The sequence below is a fragment of the Bradyrhizobium sp. LB8.2 genome (assembly GCF_040548035.1).
In the GTDB taxonomy this organism is placed as follows: domain Bacteria; phylum Pseudomonadota; class Alphaproteobacteria; order Rhizobiales; family Xanthobacteraceae; genus Bradyrhizobium.
Genome location: NZ_JBEPQV010000004.1, coordinates 39,952 through 60,360 on the forward strand (window position 1 = coordinate 39,952; position 20,409 = coordinate 60,360).

Here is a 20,409-nt window from a genome sequence, read left to right on the forward strand (position 1 = left end):
TCCCGTCAACCAACATACGTGGCGGCCACGATGATCGGGCCGAGCACCGTCAGCACGACGTTACCGACGGCGTAAGGTACGGCGACCCCGAGCACCGGCGTCTGGCTCTCGGCGGCGTCGCAGGCACCGGTCACCGCGGCGTCGACCGTCATGGCACCAGCCAGCGCGCCGCAGGTGATGACCGGGTTCATGCGCAGCACGTAATGGGCAAACAGCGTCGCGACGATCAGCGGCACCAGCGTGATGACGAGACCCATGCCGACCAGCAGCATTCCATGTGCCTGGATCGCGGCCCAGGCTGCGGCGCCGTTGCCGAGCCCGATTGCCGCGATAAATCCGCCGAGACCGAGATCGCTCAGCGTCTGCTGCGCGGCGGGCGGTAGCGCGCCAATGGTCGGCCGGCGCGAGCGGAGCCAGCCGCAGGCCAGGCCCGCGATCAACGCGCCACCGCCGCCGCCGAGCGTCAGCGCGACGCCGCCGACCTTGAAGCTGACAAGGCCGGCGAGCAGGCCGGCCGCGATGCCGGCGGCCAAGAACGCGATATCGGTGCGGTCTCCGGCGCGAAGGATCTGGCCGACATTCGCAGCGGCCCGCTCGATGTGGCGGGTGCTGCCGACCAGGGTCATGACATCGCCGATATAGACCCGCGTATCAGGGCTCAGCGGCACTTCGCGGCCCATCCGCGTCAACGCGCGCAGGAACACGCCACGCGCATCGCCGCCGACGCGTTCGGCCACGTCCTTGATGGAGCGGCCGTGGAGCTGGCGATTGTCGACCAGCAGCTCGATCACGTTGCCGGGAATCGCTTTGAGGATCTCATCGGCGTCGATCTCGGTGCCGATGACTGCCCTGGCGGCAACCATGGCTGCAGTGCGCCCGGCGACGATGACGTTGTCGCCCGCCTCAAGCAAGGTATCCAGATGGGGTTCGACATCGATCCCCTGGCGAACGATGCGCTCGACGACAGCGCGGCTGCCGATGTCCTCCTCGATCGACCTGACGGAGCGGCCCGCTGCGGTTGAGACCAGATAGGCGCGCCCCTGAAATTTCCGGTAGGCGAGGTTCTCGGTCTGTGGCGCGGCATCACCCGAGAGCTCCGCCTCCAGCTTCTTCGCTTCGGCCTTCAGGTCGATCCTCATCAATTTCGGAGCCACGAATGGGACGAACAGCAGGGTCAGGATGTAGCCGAGCACGTAAGTCACGGCGTATCCGGCTGCAATGTTGGCTTCCTGCTGCTTCAAGGCGTCGCTCGGCAGGCCCAGTTGCGCCAGCGCGCCCGACGCGGTGCCGATCACGGAGGATTGCGTCAGCGCACCGGCGGCGATGCCGGACGCGGTGCCGGGATCCAGCCTGAAGATGAAGGCAAACGCCAGCACGATGACGAGTCCGGTGCCGCCGAGCACGAGCGCCATGGCGACCTGCGCCAGCGTGCGCATGCTGAGCGAGGCAAAGAACTCCGGCCCGGATCGGTAGCCGATCGTGAACACGAACAGGCTGAATAGGATCACCCGCAGCAGGGACGGAAATGCGAAGGTGCCGAGCTGTCCGATCAGGACGGCGACGATCAGGATGCAGGCAGTGGTTCCGATCGCGAAGCCGCGAATCTTGATCCGACCGAGCAGCGTGCCGATCGCTATGGCCAGCAGCAAGAAGATTTCCGGTGCGGTGGTGATGATCCACCTGACGGTATCCATGGTCGACTTCCCCGCCGCTTTGCGCCGATTTGATTTGCGCCCGGCAGCGATGGCTTGATCCAAATCAAGCCTTGCCGCCGATAAGGCGCCGCCAATGACGGCATGCAGAACTCGCGGCAGCCCTCGTCGTCCTCATGAGCACTCTGGAGGTTGTCACGGAGGCGGTGCGTCCCGATGAAACGGTCGTGATCGCTTTGCTGCTCGCCTTCGCCGGCGGCTATATCGACGCTTATACCTGGATCATCCACGGCGTGATGGCGAATGCCCAGACCGCCAACCTGATCTTTCTCTGGGTCTATGCGACTGCCGGAAATTGGGTCAAGGCACTTCACTTCGTGCCTCCGATCCTCGCCTTTGCGGCCGGCATTGTCGTCGCTGCATGGCTCCGCCGCGCTGCCGGCGATCGGGCCAGTGCGATCAGCACGTTGATCGAGATCCTGCTGCTGATCACGATCGGCATTTTGCACAACCGCTTGCCGGATCTCGCCGGCACGCTCGGCATTTCGCTCGTTGCCGCCATGCAAGCGGCGGTTTTCACCAGGGTCGAGGGTGTTGTCTGCAGCACGGTGATGATCACCGGCAATATGCGCCAAGCTATCGAAAATATCTTTGCAGTCGCATCCGGAGGCGCGCAGGGCGGAACGCTGCGCCTTTCGGGCATCTTTTTCGCTTTATGTGCGGTGTTCGGCTTCGGTGCGGCGGTCGGGGCCTTCGCCACCAAAGGCATTCCCGATCTCGCGCTCGGCATTCCCGTGGTGGCGCTCCTGATCGTCTTGCTGCGTTGCGAGGTGCCGCATCAGGAGGCGGCGCGATGAGTACGCCGTCCGAGTCCAAATGGAAGCGTTTCTTTCCGCCGGCCGGCTGGCTTGCGGCCTATCGGCGTGAATGGCTCCCCTCCGACGCCGTCGCGGGCGTCACGCTCGCCGCCTACGCTATCCCGGTTTCGCTCGCCTATGCGGCGCTGGCCGGTCTGCCACCGCAAATTGGTGTCTATGGCTGCATGCTCGGCGGTATCGGCTATGCCTTGCTGGGATCGTCGCGACAGCTTGCGATCGGCCCGACCTCGGCCATCTCCCTGATGATCGCTTCGACCGTCGGGGCGCTCGCCGGCGGTGATGCGGCGCGTTATGCGCAGATCGCAAGTCTCGCGGCCTTCGCCGTAGCGGTGCTGTGCTTCATCGCCTGGCTGTTCAAGCTCAGCGTGCTCGTGCGCCTCGTCAGCGACAGCATCCTGGTCGGGTTCAAGGCAGGAGCGGGACTCACCATCATCATGAGCCAGTTGCCGAGCCTGCTTGGTGTCGCCGGCGGCGGCCACAATTTCTTCGATCGGGCCATCGAGCTGACAGGGCAACTCGGCCAGATCGACCCGTTGGTGCTGGCGATCGGCACGGTCGCATTGCTGTTGCTGCTGGTCGGCGAACGCCTTCTGCCGGGCAAGCCGGTCGGCATTACCGTCGTCGCGCTGGCCATCATGTTGGCAACGCTCCTTGGCTTACCGACCATGGGTGTGCCCGTGACCGGGAAGATACCGCAGGGTTTGCCGGCCCTGGGATGGCCGACATTCGGGCTTTTGCAATTCGACGACCTTTTTCCGCTCGCCGCCGGATGTGTGCTGCTGGCCTACATAGAAGGTGTCTCGGCGGCCCGCGGCTTCGCCGCCAAGCACGGTTATCCCCTCGACGTGCGGCAGGAGTTTCTGGGGCTCGGCACCGCGAACCTTGCCGCCTCATTCGGCCATGGCTATCCCGTCGCGGGCGGCTTGTCGCAATCGGCGGTCAACGACAGCGCCGGCGCGCGGACGCAATTGGCCCTGGTGATCTGTTCGATGACGCTCGGGCTGTGCCTCTTGTACTTCACGGCGCTGCTGACCAACCTTCCCAAGGCGGTGCTGGCAGCCATCGTGTTTGCCGCCGTGTACAGGCTGGTGGATGTCCGGAAGCTGTTGCGGATGTGGCAGGTCAGCCGGATCGATTTCTACGCCGCCGCAATCGCGTTGGTATCGGTGTTGCTGCTCGGCATCCTGCAGGGGGTCCTGCTTGCGTCGATCGCATCAATCGTCCTGCTGCTGGCCCGAGCCTCCCGGCCGAACGTGGCGTTCCTCGGCCGTTTGCCTGGCGGGCGATATTCGGACCGTGCGAGGCACGTCGACGTCGAGCCGCTGGTCGGTGTCATCGCGTTTCGCCCGGAAGCCTCATTGCTCTATATCAACGCCGAGACGATCCTAGATACCGTCCTGATGGCGCTACGCACAGCACCGGATATGCGGCTGGTGGTCTGTGACCTGTCCGCGTCGCCATACATGGATCTCGCCGGCGCGCGGATGCTGCACGACCTCCATGACGAGCTCACCTCCCGGCAGATTGCCTTCTGCATCGTCGGCGCGCACGCACAATTGCGCGACCTCTTGCTTGCCGAAGGGCTGGCGGAGAAGACGGACAGCGGCCATTGGTTGCGGTCGCTCGACAGCGTCTTGGGCGACGATCAGGCCAATACAACGCAACGAACGTCCTGACGATCGCATCGCGAGGCAAAACAGCGCGGCTTCGTCGATCAGAATGAGCCCGGCCGTTGACTTGGATCAATAGAGCGACCGGTGCCGCACCCACGATCCGCATCAGGTTCGCCTCAGGGGATCGGAGAGAAACATGTCCAAGGACGCCAAGCCCGCGCAGAAGCGCATCGATCAGTTCCTTTCCGGCCCCGGCGGGCGAGCGGATGATTGGCGTGATCTGGTGGAAGCGGCAAAGGTGTGGGCCCGAGGCGGAGATCGCGCGAAGTACGATGCCGCGCTGGCCGATGTCTCAGTCACGGAAGAGTTTCACGGTTATCCGGGGCTGCAACTGATGGCTGCCCTGCGGGAAACGGCCGCGACTGGCGATGCGGCCACGTCGTTCGCTCTCGCCACGCGGCTGACGCAGGCGCTGATGACGAGGTCTTTCCGCCAGCATGCCGGTGACTGGAGTCTGAATGACGAGGGCAACGGCGAGGCGTCCGACCTGGTGCCGCAGATGTTCGGACAGCACACCGCGCGTCGTCCCTATTTTGAAACCCTGATCGTCACGGGTCTCTCGTCGAGCAACTGGCCGGGGCTCGCCAGCGAATGGCGCAAGCTGCGACGTCCGGTCGATCAGTTCATCTATGAGCCGGTTATTGTCGGCAGCCTCGAGGACGCCTTCTGCGCGGCGATGCTGAACCCCAACCTCGCAGCCGTCGTCATCAACGAAGGCTTTGCGCTGCGCTCAAGGCACGATGCGCCGGTGCTCCGCACGCTGACTGCTTCGGCCGGATTGCATGACGAGTCCGACGCCTCGGCACTCCGGCTTGCCCATATCATCAATCGGGTCCGTCCCGAGCTCGACCTCTATCTCATGTCCAACCGCAATGTCGAGGAGATGGCCGGAAATCCGCAAGCAAACGTCGCCCGTCGCATCTTCTATTCCATCGAGGATCTGCTCGAGCTTCATCTCTCCATCCTCGAAGGGGTGCAGGACCGCTACGACACGCCGTTCTTCGACAATCTCAAGAAATACGCGCAGCGTCCGATCGGGACCTTCCATGCGCTGCCGATCGCCCGCGGCAAATCGGTCTTCAAGTCCGACTGGATCCGCGACATGGGCGAATTCTACGGCCTGAACCTGTTCCTGGCCGAGAGCAGCGCGACCACCGGCGGCCTCGACAGTCTGCTGGAGCCGACCGGCACCATCAAGAAGGCGCAGGACAAGGCGGCGCGCGCGCTTGGTGCGGACCGCGTGTTCTTCGTGACCAACGGCACCTCGACCTCGAACAAGATGGCCGTGCAGGCGCTGCTCGGGCCGGGTGACATCGCGATCGTCGATCGCAACTGCCACAAGTCGCACCATTACGGAATGGTGCTGGCTGGCGCCCAGCCGATCTATGTCGAAGCATTTCCGATGACGGAATATTCGATGTACGGCGCCGTGCCGCTGAAGACAGTCAAGCAGGCGCTCTTGGGCGCCAAGGCTGACGGCCGACTCGACCGCGTAAAGATGCTGGACCTGACGAACTGCACCTTCGACGGCCACATCTACAACACCCGCCGGGTGATGGAGGAATGCCTCGCGATCAAGCCCGACCTGATCTTCCTCTGGGACGAGGCCTGGTTCGGCTTTGCGCGCTTCTCGCCTTATCTGCGAAAGCGCACCGCAATGGGCGCCGCCAACGACATCGAAGCCTGGATACAAGATCCGAAGTCGGTCGCGGCCTACGAGAAGCAGCAGACCGAACTCGGCAAAAACCCCTCGGACGAGATGCTGCTTAAGACCCGCCTGATTCCCGATCCGCGGCAGATCCGCTTGCGTGTCTATCAGACCAATTCGACCCACAAGTCGATGTCGGCAATCCGGCAGGGCTCGATGCTCTCGGTCAAGGACGTCGAGTTCCACACGGTCGAGCAGCAGTTCAAGGAAGCTGTCTTCACCCACGCATCCACCAGCCCGAACCAGCAGCTCATCGCGAGCCTCGATGTTTCACGGCGCCAGATGGAGCTCGAGGGATATGGTCTCGTGGCCAATGCGATAGAGATCGCGCTCGCCATCCGCCAAGCCGTCAACAACAATCCGCTGATCTCGAAATATTTCCGTATCCTCGGCGCGGACGCCATGGTGCCAGCGCAGTACCGGCAGAGCGGCTTCACCGACTATCTCGCGGCCGGCACCAATTGGGCCAGCGTTCTAAAGAGCCTGGACGACGACGAGTTCTGTCTCGATCCGACCCGCATGACCCTGGTGTGCGGCACCGCCGGTTACGACGGCACGCAGTTCAAGGGCATTCTCGCCAACGACTACAACATCCAGATCAACAAGACCTCGCGCAACTCGGTGTTGTTCCAGTCCAACATCAACAATACCCGCAGCGATGTTGCACATCTGGTGAGGGTTCTGGCCGAGATTGCGGGCGAGGTCGACCGCGGACTCGTACAGGGCGGCGCCAACGCGAAGAAGACCTTCGAGGCGAGGGTCAAGAGCCTGATGACTGATGTGCCCGACCTGCCGAATTTCTCGCGTTTCCACGACAGTTTCCGCGGCGATGCCGGCACCAAGACCAACGAGGGCGATATCCGCACCGGATTCTACTCTGCGTATGACGCGGCGGGTTGCGAATATATCCGGCTTGGCGACGCGGAGATCGACCGCCGCCTGAAGGCCGGTCCGGATCTCGTCTCCGCCAGTTTCGTGATCCCGTATCCGCCGGGCTTCCCGATCATGGTCCCGGGCCAGGTCATTACCCAGGAAACCATCGACTTCATGCGTAAGCTCGATGTGAAGGAAATCCACGGCTACGACGCCAAGGAGGGCCTGAAGCTGGTGCGCACCGAAGCTCTGGCGAAAATCGGCAGGCCCAAGCCCAGCGCCACACCGAAGCTGAAGGCGGCGTCTTAAGGGGAACGAACATGCAAGCTTTCTTTGAATTTCTGCAGCACAATCCGTTTCTGCTGCTGTTCTTCGTCGTCGGGCTCGCGGTCTGGATTGGACGGGCGAGCATCAAGGGGTACGGCCTCGGCATGGTGGCCGGCGCCATCGTCGTCGGCGCCGCCCTGTCGGTGTGGGCATCCACCTACGGTGTGAAGCTCGAGCTGAACACATTCGCCAAGAGCCTGTTCTACTATCTCTTCATGTACGGCGTCGGGCTGCGCGTGGGACCTTCCTTCATCAACAGCCTCAAGGGCGACGGCCTCAAGTTCTGTGTCCTGGCACTGATATCGAGCGTGCTCGGCCTGGCACTTGTCGTCATCTTCGCGAAGCTCTTCGAGCTTCCAGTCGGCGCGGCCGGCGGCATGCTGGCGGGATCGCAGACGATGTCCGCCGCAATCGGTTCGGCCGAGCAGGCGGTGACCTCGGGTGTCGTCAAGCTTCCCCAAGGCATGAAGCCCGAGGATGCCTCGGGCATGATCGCGCTGTCCTACGGCATCACCTATATCTGGGGTACCGTCGGCATCATCCTGATCTGCAAATATCTGCCCCGCTGGTGGGGTGTCGACGCCAAGGCGGCGGCCAAGCAATACGAGCAGGAATTTGGCGTCAAGGATCTCGAGGGCGGCGGGCTGACCGGGTATCGCCAATTCGGTCTTCGAGCCTATCGGCTGGAAAATCCAGCGCAGATAGGCATGAGCATTGGCAAATTCCGTACAGTCAACCCGGAGTACCGCATCGTCAACGTGGGGCGCCGCGGCGAACCGCAGGGCGCCGATCCCGACTTCGTTCTGCAAAAGGGTGACGTCATCGCACTCGGGGGCTCGACCGAGCATCTCACCGACAAGATGGGCTTGATCGGGCCCGAGGTCGCGGATGCCAAGGCACTCGGCATTCCCATGGACCAGGCGGACATCCTTGTGACCAACAAGGACATCGTCGGACGGACCTTCGAATCCTTCCGCGAGACGGCGATCGCCGGCCAGTTGCAGGTCACCAAGGTCGAGCGCGGGGGGGTTCAGATCCCGGCCGGTCTCAAGACCAAGATCGAGCGGATGGACATCATCTCGGTGGTCGGCCTCAAGTCTGCCGTCAACGAGCTTGGAGAGATGTGGGGACGCATCGCGCGGACCAACACCTCGACCGATCTCTTGACGCTCGCCGCCGGCATGATCATCGGCTTCCTAATCGGCATGATCGAATTTCCGGCTTTCGGCGCCAAGATCGGCCTCGGCAATGCCGGCGGTCTGTTGCTGTCGGGCGTGATCGTCTCGTCCCTGGTCTCACGGCTACGCTTCTTCGGCAACACGCCGAATGCGGCGCGCAACGTGCTGGAGGACCTCGGCCTCGTCGTCTTCGTTGCGATCGTCGGTGTCAATGCAGGCGCCGGTTTGCTGGCTCAGCTCACGGGCGGGGTTGCCTTGAAGATATTCGTCGCCGGCTTCATTGCCTGCACGATCCCACCCTTCATCGTCTGGGCGATCGGATTCCACGTCTTCAAGATCAACCCGGCCGTGCTGATGGGCGGCGTTGCGGGCGCGCGGTCCCATTCCGGCCCGTGCCGCGAGGCGGCGGTCGAAATCCAGAGCTCAGTGCCCTGGATTGGATTCCCGGTCGGCTACGCCGTGTCGGGCATCCTGCTCACCGTGTTCGGTTACTTCGCAATGATCCTTGCCCAATAGCTTGGCGCCATAACCCGAGGGGAAGAAAGTAATGAGAAAGTCTGTTGTTCTTGCCGTACAGTTGGCCTTGACCATTGGCGCTGCCGGTTTCGTTACGCCGTCACACGCCGATACCGGCCAGGTTGCGGTCGTCTTCACCAAAGGCGGGTTCATTGTTGGCGTTGGCGGCGGGGAGGGCGTCCTCTTGCTCCACGGCAAGAAATATCCGTTCACCGTATCCGGCATGAGCGTGGGCCTTACGATCGGTGCCTCCACTACCAAGTTCGTCGGCCGTGCTCTCAATCTGAGGGGGCCGGCCTCGATCGAGGGCTCCTATGCAGCCGGCGGAGCAGGTGGGGCGGTTGCAGCGGGTGCAGGTGCCGTGCAGTTGCAGAACGGCAATGGCGTCATTCTTCAGCTTAGCGGCCCGAAGATTGGCGCCGAAGTGTCGGCGGCCGTCGGCGGTGTCACGATCCGTTTGAAGTAGGACAGGCAATCGGGCCGCGTTGCCGCGCGGCCCGATTTTCAGTATCGCTCTTGGACGAACTTCATCCCACGCAAACCGGCCTGGTCGTTGTAGCGTCCCTTGTCGGAGCGCCGCGGGAGCTTGACCTTATCCTTCTTGATCCGCTTGTGCGGGATCGCCTTCAACAGATGTGCGATGCAGTTCAGCCGCGCCCGGCGCTTGTCGTCGGAGCGGATGATGTACCATGGCGCGTGTTTCGTGCTCGTCTTCTTGAGCATGAGGTCTCGCGCCCTCGAATAATCGTACCAGCGCCCGTAGGATTCCAGATCCATCGGGCTCAGCTTCCATTGCCGCACCGGATCATCGATACGGGCGTGAAAGCGGCGCTCCTGCTCGTCCATGCCGACCTCGAGCCAGATCTTGATCAGGATGATGCCGCCGTCGACGATGTATTTCTCCAGCTCGGGGCAGAGCGTGAGAAACCGATCGTGGTCGGTGGGTGTGCAGAAGCCCATCACATATTCGACGCCGGCGCGATTGTACCAGCTCCGGTCGAAGATCACGATCTCGCCGCCGGCGGGAAACTGCTGCATGTAGCGCTGGAAGAAAATCTGCGTCTTTTCGCGATCCGAGGGCGCCGGCAACGCCACCACTCGAAACACGCGCGGGCTGACCTTTTCGGTGATCGCCTTGATCGTTCCGCCCTTGCCCGCGGCGTCCCGGCCTTCAAAGAGGACGATGACCCGAAGCTTTTTTTCCCGCACGAAGTCCTGGAGTTGGCAAAGCTCGATCTGAAGCTTTTCCAGCTGCTTTTCATAGTCCTTGCGCTTCATCCGCTCCGCGGGCTCGTCCTTGGCCATGTCTGTCCTTGTCGTTGCTTCGGATTCGAAGCCGTCGAGCTCAATCATCTCCCCAGGAGATCGTGACGCCGACATCGCCCGGCATGCCGCCCGGAAAATCAATGATCTGGTAAGCTATGCGATAGCCGCGCGGCTTCAGGTAGTCGGTCCAAAGCTGGAATATCTCTTTGGGGATTCCCGTCAGCGTGTTCTCCCAGCCTTTTTCCATCTGGTTGATGGCGCGACCCTTGTCCGTGCACAGCGTGTTGGAGAAGCGATAGACTAGGACCTCGGTCAGACCGTTTCGCACCGCACGTTGGATGATGGTCGAAGCGAGCTTGATCTTTTCCTCCTCGGTCTTGCCGGAGGGCTTGCTCAGCCGGTCAATGAGCGCGCGCTTCTCGGCCTCGGCAGCCGCTGCGATGCGGACAAATTCCTCGGCCTTCTCGGCCTCCTTGACAGCGGCTTCTTTCCGGATCTGGGCGGCGTTCGGAATGAGATCATCGAGGCCGGACATGGCTGTGGCTCCTGACAGACTGTGCACGATCAGCATTCGCGTAAGGCTAGGTCGGGCAACGGGCGTTCCCTTGATTCAAATCAAGCAAACGCAGGATGCGGTTGCCCACATTCGGCTCAGAGCGATTTCCTGATTGGGAGAGAGTTAGTTGAGCGACCAGATTCATCCGATGGCGCCGTCTCATCTGCCCTTTTATCTCGCACCGAGAAGCGGGATCGATACTCTGATGTTGGTGATGGCGCTGGTCCTGATCGGCATCATGTTTTGAGCCGGCACGCTCTACTGGCGCCTGCACAGCCTGCCGGAACGGATGGCGTACAAGTCGCAGAAGCTACAGTTCGAGATCGTGGCCGTGCTCGGCCTGATCTCGCTGTTCGCGCAAATGCACGTCTTTTGGATTGCGGGCTTGCTTCTGGCCCTGATCGACGTCCCGGATTTTGGAACGCCGCTGCGCAGCATCGCCGATTCCGTGGAGAAGATCGCCGATGCGACGCCTGGAGAGGACGAGCCAAAGGGAATCGGCTCAGCTCCCGCTCCTACGAACAAGCCGGATAAGACGAGGGAAAGTGAGCATAGCCATGCTTGAGCTCATGATCTGCTCCCTTTTGACGATCCTGCCCGACTACCTCTACCGCCGCTACGTTCAGGGTAAGCGCTTCGGCAAGGAAATCACTTCTTCTCGATCTGCTACGAACTGCCATGGGGCAATACCGGCTACCTATGGCCAAGTGGTGACGCGGTGCTGACAGTTCGGCCATTGAGCTGTCCCCTGCCGTTACGCTCATGCTGATTGTGTGCGTATGGCGGTAGTTGGGACGTCTGAGGCTGCCGGATGAAGGCATGAGCTGAGACACCTTCGTTGCTGGCATCGACGAGCTCTGGTCTGCAGGACGAGAGCCTCTTCGCCTTGCTGCTGCTGTTTCTCGTCATCCTGGATCGGCGACCTCCCGGTGCAGTTCGCATCTGGCTTGAGCTCGTCATCAAGGTGCACGGCAAATGTCCTCGGAGTGCCGGCGGCAGGCCGGGGTTTGGTGGAGGCCGAATTGCTCGAAGGACGCGCCAATCTTGCGCTGCAGCGGTGCGTCGGGGCCCGTTTCGTTGATCTCGATCAACAAGCGCCCGTGCCTCGGCTCGATCCTGCCCGACAGAAAGTGCAATGGAGGCTCTGTGATGTTTAGCTCCGGCAAAACCCTGATGGCGCTCGCGCTGGTGGTGGCGGTCCCCGCAGCTGCGACGGCGCAGACGACGACGCCGGCGGCCCCGAGCGCGCAGGCGCAGCCTGCAAATCCGCCGGCACCGACCGCCGAGCTTCTGAAGCCCGAGCAGATCGAAGCGCTGGTCGCGCCGATCGCGCTCTATCCCGACGAACTCCTTGCCAACGTGCTGGCTGCCTCGACCTATCCGCTGGAGGTGGTCCAGGCCGACCGCTGGCTGAAGGAGCACAAGACCTTGAAGGGCGATGCGCTGAAGGGGGAGGTCGACAAGCAGGCCTGGGACGACAGCGTCAAGGCGCTCGCAAGCACCGCGGACGTGCTCACGATGATGAGCGACAAGCTCGAATGGACCAAGAACCTCGGCGATGCCTTTCTCGCCCAGCAGCCCGATGTGATGGACGCGATCCAGCGCCTGCGCACAAAGGCCTATGACAACAAGAAATTGGTAACCACCAAGCAGCAGAAGATCAGCGTCCAGACTCAGGATAACAAGCAGGTCGTCGTCATTCAGCAGGCCGATCCCGAGGCGGTTTACGTGCCGTATTACGATCCGGCGACTGTTTACGGCAGTTGGCCCTATGCCGAGTATCCGCCCTACTATTTTGGGTATCCGTCCTATATCGGCGCCGGCGTGGTGGCTGCAGGTCTCGCGTTCGGCACGGCCTGGGCGATTGGACGCTGGGGCAATTACTGGGGTGGCGGCTGCAATTGGGGCAATCGCAACGTCTACGTCAACCACCGAACCGCCAACATCAACACCGGCTGGCAGCACAATGCGGCGCATCGGGGGGGCGTGCGCTACAACAACACCAATGTTCAGCAGCGTTTTGGCAACAACAACCTGAAGGCCGGGGCTTCGGACCGGCAGGATTTCCGCGGTCGCGACGGAAATCAGGTGCTGCGTCCCAATCAGGGTGCGGGAGACCGAGCCGGCGATCGCGCAGGGGATCGTGGAGATCGTCCCGGAGCGGGCGACCGTGCGGGCACGCGGGACCGGCCCAGTGGCGGCGACCGCGCCGGCGCCGGCGATCGCGCCAAGAGCGGTGATCGCGCCAAGAGTGGTGGCGATCGCGCCAAGGGCGGTGGTGATCGTGCCAAGGCCGGCGGCGACCGCGCAAAGACCGCCAACCGCGCCGGCGGCGGTGCCGGCAACCGGCCCAGCGGCGGCAACCGCGGCGGCGCCATGAACGTCTCCTCCGGCCGGTCGGCAGCCGCGGCATCGGCGCGCGGACGGTCCAGCATGGCGAGCATGCCACGTGGCGGCGGCGGCGCACCGAGCTTCGCCGGGCGCGGGGGCGGCAGAGGTGGCGGATTCCACGGTGGCGGCGGCGGAGGTGGCCGCGGCGGTGGGGGTGGTGGCCGCCGGTCCGACATCGCGCTGAAGCACGACATCGTTCTGCTCGGGAATCTCGCCAGCGGGCTCGGCTACTACCGCTTCTCCTACATCGGCAGCCATAAGGCCTATGTCGGCGTCATGGCGCAGGAGGTCGAGCGTGTGATGCCGGATGCGGTGACCCGCGGCAGCGACGGCTACCTTCGGGTCTATTACGAAAAGCTCGGGCTGAAATTCCGCACCTACCGCGATTGGCTCGAGGGCGGCGCGAGGATTCCTGCGGAGGTGTCGCCATGATCGGCCTGAAGTCGCTTTGTCGCGCCGCATTGCCGGGCATCATCACGGTCGCATTGATGAGCACGGCGGCTCTCGCGCAGCAATCCTATCCGACACCGGAGGAGGCCGCATCGGCACTGGCCGCGGCGGCCAAGAGCGGCCCGCGAGATATTCTGAAAGTGCTCGGCAGATCGGCGGACGATATCGTCTCGTCCGGCGATGAGGTCGCCGACGCCGACATCCGCGCGCGCTTCATCTCGATGTACGACGCCAGGCACGCGATCAAGGCGGAGGGCAACAAGAAGGCCACGCTGCTGCTTGGGACCGACGACTTCCCGTTCCCGATCCCTCTCGTCAACACCAAGACGGGCTGGGAATTCGACGCTGACGAGGGGCGCATCGAGGTGCTTCGCCGCCGCATTGGCCGCAACGAGCTCGACGCGATCCAGACCGCACTCGCCTATGTCGATGCACAGAACGAATATGCCGACAAGGATCGCGGCGAGGGCGCTGGCGTCTACGCGCAGCGCTTCCTGTCCGCGCCCGGCAAGAAAGACGGCCTGTTCTGGCGCGACGACAGCGATCCCAGTCCTCTGGGTGCCCTGGTCGCGGAGGCATCTGCCGAAGGGTACAAGCCGGGCGAGGGGCCGGCGCCCTATCACGGCTACTACTTCCGCATTCTGAAGGGGCAGGGGTCTGATGCCCCCGGCGGCGCGCTCAACTACGTCGTAAAGAGCAAGATGATCGGCGGCTTTGCGCTGATCGCCTGGCCCGCCGAGTACGGCAATTCGGGCGTAATGACCTTCCTGGTGAACCATGCCGGGACCGTCTACGAGAAGGATCTCGGCAGCCGGACCGATTTCGTCGCCCCGCGCACCACGTTGTTCGATCCCGATCAAACCTGGAAGAAGGCGGATGCCGCAAAGCCCTGAATCGAGGGCGCGCCCGCGGGTGTCTCGCCTGACCACGATGCTCCTCTTGGTACTCGGGCTTGCCGCGCCGTGCACGCAGGCCTTTGCACAGGCCGCCGGCCATGTCCGCGCCAGGATCGTCAAGGCCGGCCTCTTGGTCGGCGGTGGCGCCGGCAGCGGCGTGCTGACCTATCGCGGCAAGACCTATCCCTTCAAGATCACCGGCATGAGCTTTGGCATCACCGCAGGCGCCACGATCGGCCGGCTCGATGGCTGGGCGTCTGGCATCCGCGACGTCGGCGATTTCGCTGGCACCTACAGTTCCGTCGGAGGTGGCGCCGCCCTGGTCGGGGGACTGAACGGCGTTCACCTGCGCAACGACAAGGGCGTCCTGATCGTGCTGCAAGGTCCAAAAGCTGGTCTGGAGTTCGCCGCCAATCTGAGCGAGATTACCATATCGCTGAAGGAGTGACGATATAGTCAATCCAGTTGCTCGGTGCGAGGCGGTGCGATCCAATGCTGAAAGCTGAAGCGCTCCGGTATGCATCCGCAACAGAGCGCGATCTTCCCGCCGTAGTCGCATTGATTCCCGCGACGCCGCGACAGCGGGCCATAGCTGTTGGCGTCGTTATCGCTATTGTCACGGTCGCGGCGCTGGTGGCGCCGTTTGCGCACATCCAGATCGGCAGAATAGACAGCTTCGTTCCGGTTCTTCAAACGGTCCTGAGCGCAGCCGATCTTCTCACGGCAATCCTGCTATTCGCCCAATATTCGGTGCAGCCGCATCGCGCGTTGCCGGCCGTTGCGAGCGGCTATCTCTTCAGTGCCTCGTTTGCATTCTTGCAGACGTTGAGCTTCCCGGGCGGCTATGCCCCAAATGGAATCATAGGTGACGGCTACAATACCCCGGCTTGGTTTTTCGTTCTGTGGCACACCACATTCGCCCTCAGCATCCTCGGGTACGTACTGCTGAAGGAGACGAACGAGACCTCCTCCAGGTCGACGCCCCCAGGAATAGCACTCACACTTGCGGGCGTGATCGGGACAGTGGCTGTGCTGTCGTGGCTTGTGACCGCCGGTGTAGAGCATCTGCCCAGCTTCTACACGACAAGCGTCACGACACAGACTCGGCTTGGCAATCAAATCAACGTCGCGCTGTTCTTTCTCGGCGCATTTGTGCTCTTGCTGCTGTTTATCCGCAGGGGGACAGTGCTTGATCTGTGGCTGATGGTGACCTTGTTGGCGTGGCTGCCCAACTTTCTGGTCGCCGCCGTCGCGAGCTCGGCGCGGTTTTCCGTGGGTTGGTATGCGGCTCGCGGCTTCGCGCTGGTCGCAAGCTGCTTGCTGCTCTCGGTCTTGCTGACCGAAATGACCGTGCTTTACGCGCGGCTGGCGAGCGCTCTGACATTGCAGCGGCGAGAGCGAGCCAACCGCCTGGTGAGCATCGACGCCGCCACCGCGGCAATTGCGCATGAAATCAGGTCGCCGTTGGGTTCGATCACGTTGAATGCTAGTACGGTTCTCAAGCTGCTTCTTGTCAAGCCTCCGCCATTGGAGGAGGTCGGCGTCATTCTCAAGGACATCGAAGACGCAAGCCTCAGGGTTGACGCGACAATCGCGAGCGTTCGCGGGCTGTTCAAGGATTCCGCCGATCAACCGGCCACGATCAGCGTCGAGGATGTTACGGGGCACGTCTTGAGGTTGCTGCAGCACGATCTGCAGTTCAACGAAGTGTCGGTCGTGACCGATTTTCGAGTTGAAAGCCCGCTGGTCCGAGCGGATCCTGCGCAAGTGCAGCAGGTGATTTTGAACTTGGTGAAAAACGCAATCGAGGCGATGAGCTTCATGCCCCCTGATGGCCGCCTATTGAACGTCGGGACCCGCCTCGAAGGAGGATCATCCGTTGTCCTGTTCGTCCAAGACTCCGGGGCCGGAGTGCACCCAGAGGACCAGGGCCGCATATTTGAGGCGTTCTTCACGACCAAGCCAGCGGGCATGGGACTAGGCCTCGCGATCTGCCGCACGATCGTCGAAAGGTACGAGGGCAGCTTGGTTCTCGCTGAATCGAGCTCTCGGGGTTCGATTTTCGAGATTTCCCTCCCTGTGAGAGCGCCGAGCGCACCGTAGCAGGCATCGTGGGTTGGCACGAACCGCTTGTGGAATGGGGCGCGCAGAAGCTCGCAGCCTCTCCTCAGCTTCACCCGCGCCCCGTGATGGCTACGTTAACGCAACGGCGGTGTGTCAGGCCGCGGGACGAGAGTTCAAACACTATAACGAGAACAAGACGACCAAGGACTTCGTCGCTGCGCTTTCGGCCGAAGTCAGAATTCCGGCTTCGGGTCTGATCCAAATTATGAAAGGTGGCGATATCCGGATCCAGGGCAGCTGGGTTCACCCACAAGTCGCGATCCACCTTGCGCAATGGCTATCGGTAAAGTTCGCGGTACAGGTGTCGCATTGGGTGTATGGGCTACACGCTGCCGGAGCACTGGTGCCGGACATTTCGCATGGAAAGATGTTCTGTAAGTGGTTGTGTGATGTGCACGGCATAGATACCGACGCGCTTCCAACTTATCTGCACGTCTACGAGGACCGGTCGACGGGTTTGGCCGAATCCTGAGCAGCTGCTTGCTGATTTCCGTCGGCATTTTCGAGAGGAGTGGCTGCCGCACCGAGCGATCGACTATTTCCGCGGACGGGATAGCGAGGCTCTGCAATATCTGCCGAAGCTAATCGTGACGAACAAGCCTAAGAAGCTGAACTGAGATCTTTTGGCCTTACAAGGAGTGGGCGCTGGACTCCGTCAGATCGGCGCCCACGGGACAGCATCAGCACGGACGTCAACAAGCTCTCGAACATGGAGGCGCATCTGCCCCGGATCTGGCGGGGCCGAGCAGGCAGGCGCTAAGCGGGCTGTCCCTATTATCGGTTGCGAGCGACTACCGCGCCGCCATCCTCAATGCTTAGGACGCCAGTCGATTTGCCAACACAGTGCCCATACGGGGATTTCTCGGGGGCCCGGAAGTTCGCCATATGTCTTTGATTTTGCTTGGTGAGCGCGCTGGGCTCGAACCCAGGGCCCCGTGATTAAAAGACATGTGCTCAGGTCGTTCGTGCGTCCTTAGATCCGCTCCCTCGGGCATTGCGAACGAAGGTTGGGGGCAGGCCACAGGGCAAGTTCGCGGGCGAAACTACGGTTGCGATGGTGCTGAGGCGACCGTTGCAAACACCGTAGCTATTATTGCGGGGGCGTAAGAAAAAGCGAGTTAGATCAATAAGGTTGACAAGACACCCCTGGATCCGAAAGCACCAAACCTTTAGCGCTTTACCAAGAGCTCAGGTGGCTGCTCCATACGTCGTTTGCCTCGACTGATAAGCTTTGGTCGCAAATGGAGTCAGTTGGCCAACTGATAAGGTAATATCAGTCTGACATGAAGCTCGCATCCGCCCGTCGACCGCAACCCGTCATCAGCCGAATGACCGTCCTGACGAGAGCCTGCCCGTCCGTCCTACATGGCTGACGGGCGGAATGGTCTCGTATCTCAGGGACATCGGTTTACTGTCTCCCGACCGACCGTCGCTCAATGTGTCTACGGCTGGGGTGTGGTCCGTCCATGCTGCCGGTCGGCGGTACGACCGCTATTCGAGATACACTGGCTTGTTGTCGCTCGTCAGATCGACGGAGGTCCTATTTGGAAGGCTGACGACGCTCAAGTGCGCGGGTTACTATTGGATCGAAGCGCTCGTAATGATGTTTCAGGTAATTGTTGGTCCATCGGGTGGATAGGTCGAGATCAGTTCTGCGGAGGCGATTGTTCGTTCACGTCTTCTGTCCAAGCACTGCGACAGCCGGGCCCACCCGCACATCCAGCCACGGCCTTCGTTCTGCGTGGGCCGATTCTGAGCGAACTCGGCGGCAGCTGTCCATCAAATCCACCATCAATGTGCTGCCCCTCTCGACTCAGGTAAGGCGCGCGGAACATCGCCGACATCGTCAAGGTCAGGCGCCTGGCCGTATCCCATGCGTTTCATCTGCTCATGTACCTGCGCCATGTCAGCGTCGCTGAGGCGCGGCGGCTCGCCGATAGCCAACGCATGGACATACATCTTCGCCAGCGTCTCCATCTCCACGGCGAGCCAGAGGGCCTTTTCAAACGTCTGCGCCGTCACGATCAAGCCGTGGTGGCCAAGCAGGCAGGCGTTGCGATCTTCGAGTGCCTTGAGGGCATAGTTTGATAGTGCCTGCGTGCCGAAACAAGCATAGGGCGCACAACGGACATCGTTGCCACCCGCAACTGCGACCATATAATGAAAGCAGGGAATGCCACGCTCGTGAACGGCGAGAGTTGTGCTGAAGGTGGAATGCGTGTGGAGCACGACGTTGACGTCTTCGCGTGCTCGCAGAATATCGCGGTGAAAGCGCCATTCGGATGAAGGCCGATGGTTTCCCTGGTAGTTCGCGGCAAAATCCATCGCAACAATGTCCTCTGGCTGCATCCGATCATAGGGCAGACTGCTGGGCGTGATCAGCATGCCGTTTGGAATCCGGTGCGAAAGGTTGCCGGATGTGCCCTGATTGAGGCCGCTTCGATTCATCTCCCTGCAGGTATCGACAATGCCTTGGCGGAGATCTGTATGATTGTGGTCTGTCATAAAGCGGGCTCCGAGAAAGCGATCCACGACTGGTAAGCGGCGGAAAGATCGCGCGGATCGAACCCATCATTGCTGAGTGGTGTGACGGCTTCAAGTACCACGCTCGAAACCGGCAGCGTACGCGAGAATCGTCGCCACAGCAGCGCGGCCCCAAGCGCCGTTCCGTCCGGGGATTGACTGACCCAGACGCTCTGCGAAGGTCGCAGGGTCGCAAGGCAGCGGGCGAAGGGAAGGTTTGCGGCAAAGCCACCATCGATGACTATGCGCTTTGAGCTCTCAAGCGCATCAAGACAGCGGTTTGCGCTGAATGCTGCGTAAAGCACCGCCAATGCCTGCCATTCGGCAGGCGTTCCAGGGGGCGGTCCGATCACGCGTCCGAGGCCAGCAGCACCCGGGAACAATCCATGATCGGCGATGAACGAGGGAAGTGCCAGCGTTCCCTTTGATAGCAGGGTCGGCAATGCGGCAAGGACGGCTGTATCAGAAGCACAATGTTCCCCGCCGATCAGGTCGTATTCGCGGCCGGTTGCGATCAATGTCGAAGGCGCGTTCTCACCATCGACATCGATATTGAGGACCATCGCGCGCGCGCAATCGAGCTTGTCCAAGGAGAGGCCACGCTGAAAGCCGATCATCCAGGTGCCGGTCGATAGGATCGAGGCATCGGCCATGCCTGCGGCCTTGTAGCGAAACAGGTTGGCATTGGAATCATGCACGCCGCAGAGGATTTCGGCTGATTGCGCCAAGCCGGTGCGCCTGGCTACGGACTCCGAAACCGTCCCTAGCACCGCACCGGCGGGTACCCGTTCGGGCAGCAGATGGCTCCAGCCGCGCTTGCGCAAAAGAGAAGAAGGCCGATGGTGGATGAGGTCCCAGATATGGCTCTGAGCCGCGAGCTGCGAGATCTCACTGGCCGCACGTCCGCCAAGCCGCAAGGCGAAAAACTGCGCGGTGGTCAGATAGGCTTTTGCGCGGGCGAATTCGACGGGATACGCGCTTTCCTGCCACAGCAGCTGCTTTCCAAGCCGCATCGCGCCCGCGATCCCGCAAAACACCTCATCGTAACCGGGCGCGATCCGGGCATAGGCTTCAGCGATTGCCGGCGGACAGACGGCATCATAGTCCATCATCGGCAGCACTGGCGTATCACCGTCGACGAGAACCGCGCCGCATCCATGCGCAGCCACTATCACGGCGCCAATGGCGTGGCGTCGAGACACGACGGCAAGTGTGTCGAGAAACCACTCTTCTAACCCGGCAAGGTCATAGGCGAGATACGAGCCCTGAGTCATCGACACATTCGGAATCGCATGTGTTTCGAGCGGCCAGCCTTCCTCGCTCGCCACTAGCAGTTTGAGATTGGTCTTGCCAATGTCGAGAACGGCGATAGAGGGCGAGACGATCGAGCTCATCATC

General features: G+C 62.0%; 16 protein-coding genes and 2 pseudogenes. 13 read left to right on the plus strand and 5 right to left on the minus strand.

The genetic code is table 11. The features are described from left to right. Positions 1 to 5: 5 nt before the first annotated feature. Positions 6 to 1,694: an aspartate-alanine antiporter-like transporter gene (locus ABIB06_RS06580; RefSeq protein ID WP_354045527.1), complete on the minus strand. Its 1,689-nt coding sequence runs from the start codon at positions 1,692 to 1,694 to the stop codon at positions 6 to 8. 134 nt (positions 1,695 to 1,828) lie between these two features. Between ABIB06_RS06580 and ABIB06_RS06585 the strand changes: the two genes are divergently transcribed. The 5 genes from ABIB06_RS06585 (at position 1,829) to ABIB06_RS06605 (ending at position 9,271) form a co-directional block, all read left to right on the plus strand. Then, positions 1,829 to 2,509: a YoaK family protein gene (locus ABIB06_RS06585; protein ID WP_247350930.1), complete on the plus strand. Its 681-nt coding sequence runs from the start codon at positions 1,829 to 1,831 to the stop codon at positions 2,507 to 2,509. Continuing rightward, positions 2,506 to 4,206 (plus strand): SulP family inorganic anion transporter, encoded by a 1,701-nt coding sequence (locus tag ABIB06_RS06590; protein ID WP_354045525.1) that lies wholly within the window; start codon positions 2,506 to 2,508, stop codon positions 4,204 to 4,206. Before ABIB06_RS06585 ends, ABIB06_RS06590 begins: the two co-directional genes overlap by 4 nt. Before the next feature lie 133 nt (positions 4,207 to 4,339). Further along, on the plus strand, positions 4,340 to 7,093 hold the full coding sequence (locus ABIB06_RS06595; RefSeq protein WP_354045523.1) for a decarboxylase: 2,754 nt from the start codon (positions 4,340 to 4,342) through the stop codon (positions 7,091 to 7,093). Positions 7,094 to 7,104: 11 nt separating this feature from the next. Further along, a complete protein-coding gene (locus ABIB06_RS06600; RefSeq protein WP_354045522.1) occupies positions 7,105 to 8,805 on the plus strand; it encodes an aspartate:alanine exchanger family transporter in 1,701 nt (566 codons plus the stop codon). Between the two features lie 31 nt (positions 8,806 to 8,836). Then, positions 8,837 to 9,271: a hypothetical protein gene (locus ABIB06_RS06605; protein WP_247350937.1), complete on the plus strand. Its 435-nt coding sequence runs from the start codon at positions 8,837 to 8,839 to the stop codon at positions 9,269 to 9,271. A 38-nt stretch (positions 9,272 to 9,309) separates the two neighbouring features. Here ABIB06_RS06605 and ppk2 read toward each other — a convergent pair whose 3' ends face one another. Continuing rightward, positions 9,310 to 10,110: a polyphosphate kinase 2 gene (gene ppk2 / locus ABIB06_RS06610; RefSeq protein ID WP_247350938.1), complete on the minus strand. Its 801-nt coding sequence runs from the start codon at positions 10,108 to 10,110 to the stop codon at positions 9,310 to 9,312. 40 nt (positions 10,111 to 10,150) lie between these two features. Continuing rightward, positions 10,151 to 10,606 (minus strand): hypothetical protein, encoded by a 456-nt coding sequence (locus ABIB06_RS06615; RefSeq protein WP_247350941.1) that lies wholly within the window; start codon positions 10,604 to 10,606, stop codon positions 10,151 to 10,153. A 169-nt stretch (positions 10,607 to 10,775) separates the two neighbouring features. On the opposite strand from ABIB06_RS06615, the pseudogene ABIB06_RS06620 reads away from it, so the two are divergent. From ABIB06_RS06620 to ABIB06_RS38875, 8 genes and pseudogenes are all read left to right on the plus strand, one after another. Beyond that, positions 10,776 to 11,192 (plus strand): annotated as a pseudogene (locus tag ABIB06_RS06620) (hypothetical protein). After that, positions 11,185 to 11,327 (plus strand): annotated as a pseudogene (locus tag ABIB06_RS06625) (HlyD family secretion protein); the annotation flags it as partial. The pseudogenes ABIB06_RS06620 and ABIB06_RS06625, both read left to right, overlap by 8 nt. A gap of 449 nt (positions 11,328 to 11,776) precedes the next feature. After that, a complete protein-coding gene (locus ABIB06_RS06630; RefSeq protein WP_354045519.1) occupies positions 11,777 to 13,450 on the plus strand; it encodes a DUF3300 domain-containing protein in 1,674 nt (557 codons plus the stop codon). Beyond that, positions 13,447 to 14,361: a DUF2950 domain-containing protein gene (locus ABIB06_RS06635; protein WP_247350944.1), complete on the plus strand. Its 915-nt coding sequence runs from the start codon at positions 13,447 to 13,449 to the stop codon at positions 14,359 to 14,361. The genes ABIB06_RS06630 and ABIB06_RS06635 overlap by 4 nt, the downstream gene beginning before the upstream one ends. 19 nt (positions 14,362 to 14,380) lie before the next feature. Further along, positions 14,381 to 14,812, plus strand: a complete 432-nt coding sequence (locus tag ABIB06_RS06640; RefSeq protein ID WP_346730992.1) for a hypothetical protein — start codon at positions 14,381 to 14,383, stop codon at positions 14,810 to 14,812. Positions 14,813 to 14,856: 44 nt separating this feature from the next. Next, complete coding sequence (locus tag ABIB06_RS06645; RefSeq protein WP_354045518.1) at positions 14,857 to 16,467, plus strand: sensor histidine kinase; 1,611 nt, start codon at positions 14,857 to 14,859, stop codon at positions 16,465 to 16,467. 34 nt (positions 16,468 to 16,501) lie between these two features. Continuing rightward, positions 16,502 to 16,960 carry a KilA-N domain-containing protein gene (locus ABIB06_RS06650; RefSeq protein WP_354045516.1) on the plus strand — a complete coding sequence of 153 codons (459 nt, stop codon included), beginning with the start codon at positions 16,502 to 16,504 and terminating at the stop codon, positions 16,958 to 16,960. Between the two features lie 4 nt (positions 16,961 to 16,964). Further along, positions 16,965 to 17,105, plus strand: a complete 141-nt coding sequence (locus ABIB06_RS38875) for a hypothetical protein (protein ID WP_502916523.1) — start codon at positions 16,965 to 16,967, stop codon at positions 17,103 to 17,105. A 1,174-nt stretch (positions 17,106 to 18,279) separates the two neighbouring features. On the opposite strand, the gene ABIB06_RS06655 is transcribed toward ABIB06_RS38875, so the two are convergent. Continuing rightward, positions 18,280 to 18,993 (minus strand): class II aldolase/adducin family protein, encoded by a 714-nt coding sequence (locus tag ABIB06_RS06655; protein ID WP_247447681.1) that lies wholly within the window; start codon positions 18,991 to 18,993, stop codon positions 18,280 to 18,282. After that, the gene (locus ABIB06_RS06660) at positions 18,990 to 20,408 is read right to left on the minus strand and encodes a carbohydrate kinase (RefSeq protein WP_354045504.1); all 1,419 of its coding nucleotides are present in this window, start codon (positions 20,406 to 20,408) and stop codon (positions 18,990 to 18,992) included. The genes ABIB06_RS06655 and ABIB06_RS06660 overlap by 4 nt, the downstream gene beginning before the upstream one ends. Between the last annotated feature and the right edge of the window lies 1 nt (position 20,409).

Coding starts and splice junctions, on each gene's coding strand:
- ABIB06_RS06655 (WP_247447681.1), bottom strand. CDS start 18,993: ATGACAGACCACAATCATACAGATCTCCGCCAAGGCATTGTCGATACC.
- ABIB06_RS06585 (WP_247350930.1), top strand. CDS start 1,829: ATGAGCACTCTGGAGGTTGTCACGGAGGCGGTGCGTCCCGATGAAACG.
- ABIB06_RS06635 (WP_247350944.1), top strand. CDS start 13,447: ATGATCGGCCTGAAGTCGCTTTGTCGCGCCGCATTGCCGGGCATCATC.
- ABIB06_RS06615 (WP_247350941.1), bottom strand. CDS start 10,606: ATGTCCGGCCTCGATGATCTCATTCCGAACGCCGCCCAGATCCGGAAA.
- ABIB06_RS06580 (WP_354045527.1), bottom strand. CDS start 1,694: ATGGATACCGTCAGGTGGATCATCACCACCGCACCGGAAATCTTCTTG.
- ABIB06_RS06650 (WP_354045516.1), top strand. CDS start 16,502: ATGGGGCGCGCAGAAGCTCGCAGCCTCTCCTCAGCTTCACCCGCGCCC.
- ABIB06_RS06605 (WP_247350937.1), top strand. CDS start 8,837: ATGAGAAAGTCTGTTGTTCTTGCCGTACAGTTGGCCTTGACCATTGGC.
- ABIB06_RS06660 (WP_354045504.1), bottom strand. CDS start 20,408: ATGATGAGCTCGATCGTCTCGCCCTCTATCGCCGTTCTCGACATTGGC.
- ABIB06_RS06645 (WP_354045518.1), top strand. CDS start 14,857: ATGCTGAAAGCTGAAGCGCTCCGGTATGCATCCGCAACAGAGCGCGAT.
- ABIB06_RS06600 (WP_354045522.1), top strand. CDS start 7,105: ATGCAAGCTTTCTTTGAATTTCTGCAGCACAATCCGTTTCTGCTGCTG.
- ABIB06_RS06595 (WP_354045523.1), top strand. CDS start 4,340: ATGTCCAAGGACGCCAAGCCCGCGCAGAAGCGCATCGATCAGTTCCTT.
- ABIB06_RS06590 (WP_354045525.1), top strand. CDS start 2,506: ATGAGTACGCCGTCCGAGTCCAAATGGAAGCGTTTCTTTCCGCCGGCC.
- ABIB06_RS06630 (WP_354045519.1), top strand. CDS start 11,777: ATGTTTAGCTCCGGCAAAACCCTGATGGCGCTCGCGCTGGTGGTGGCG.
- ppk2 (WP_247350938.1), bottom strand. CDS start 10,110: ATGGCCAAGGACGAGCCCGCGGAGCGGATGAAGCGCAAGGACTATGAA.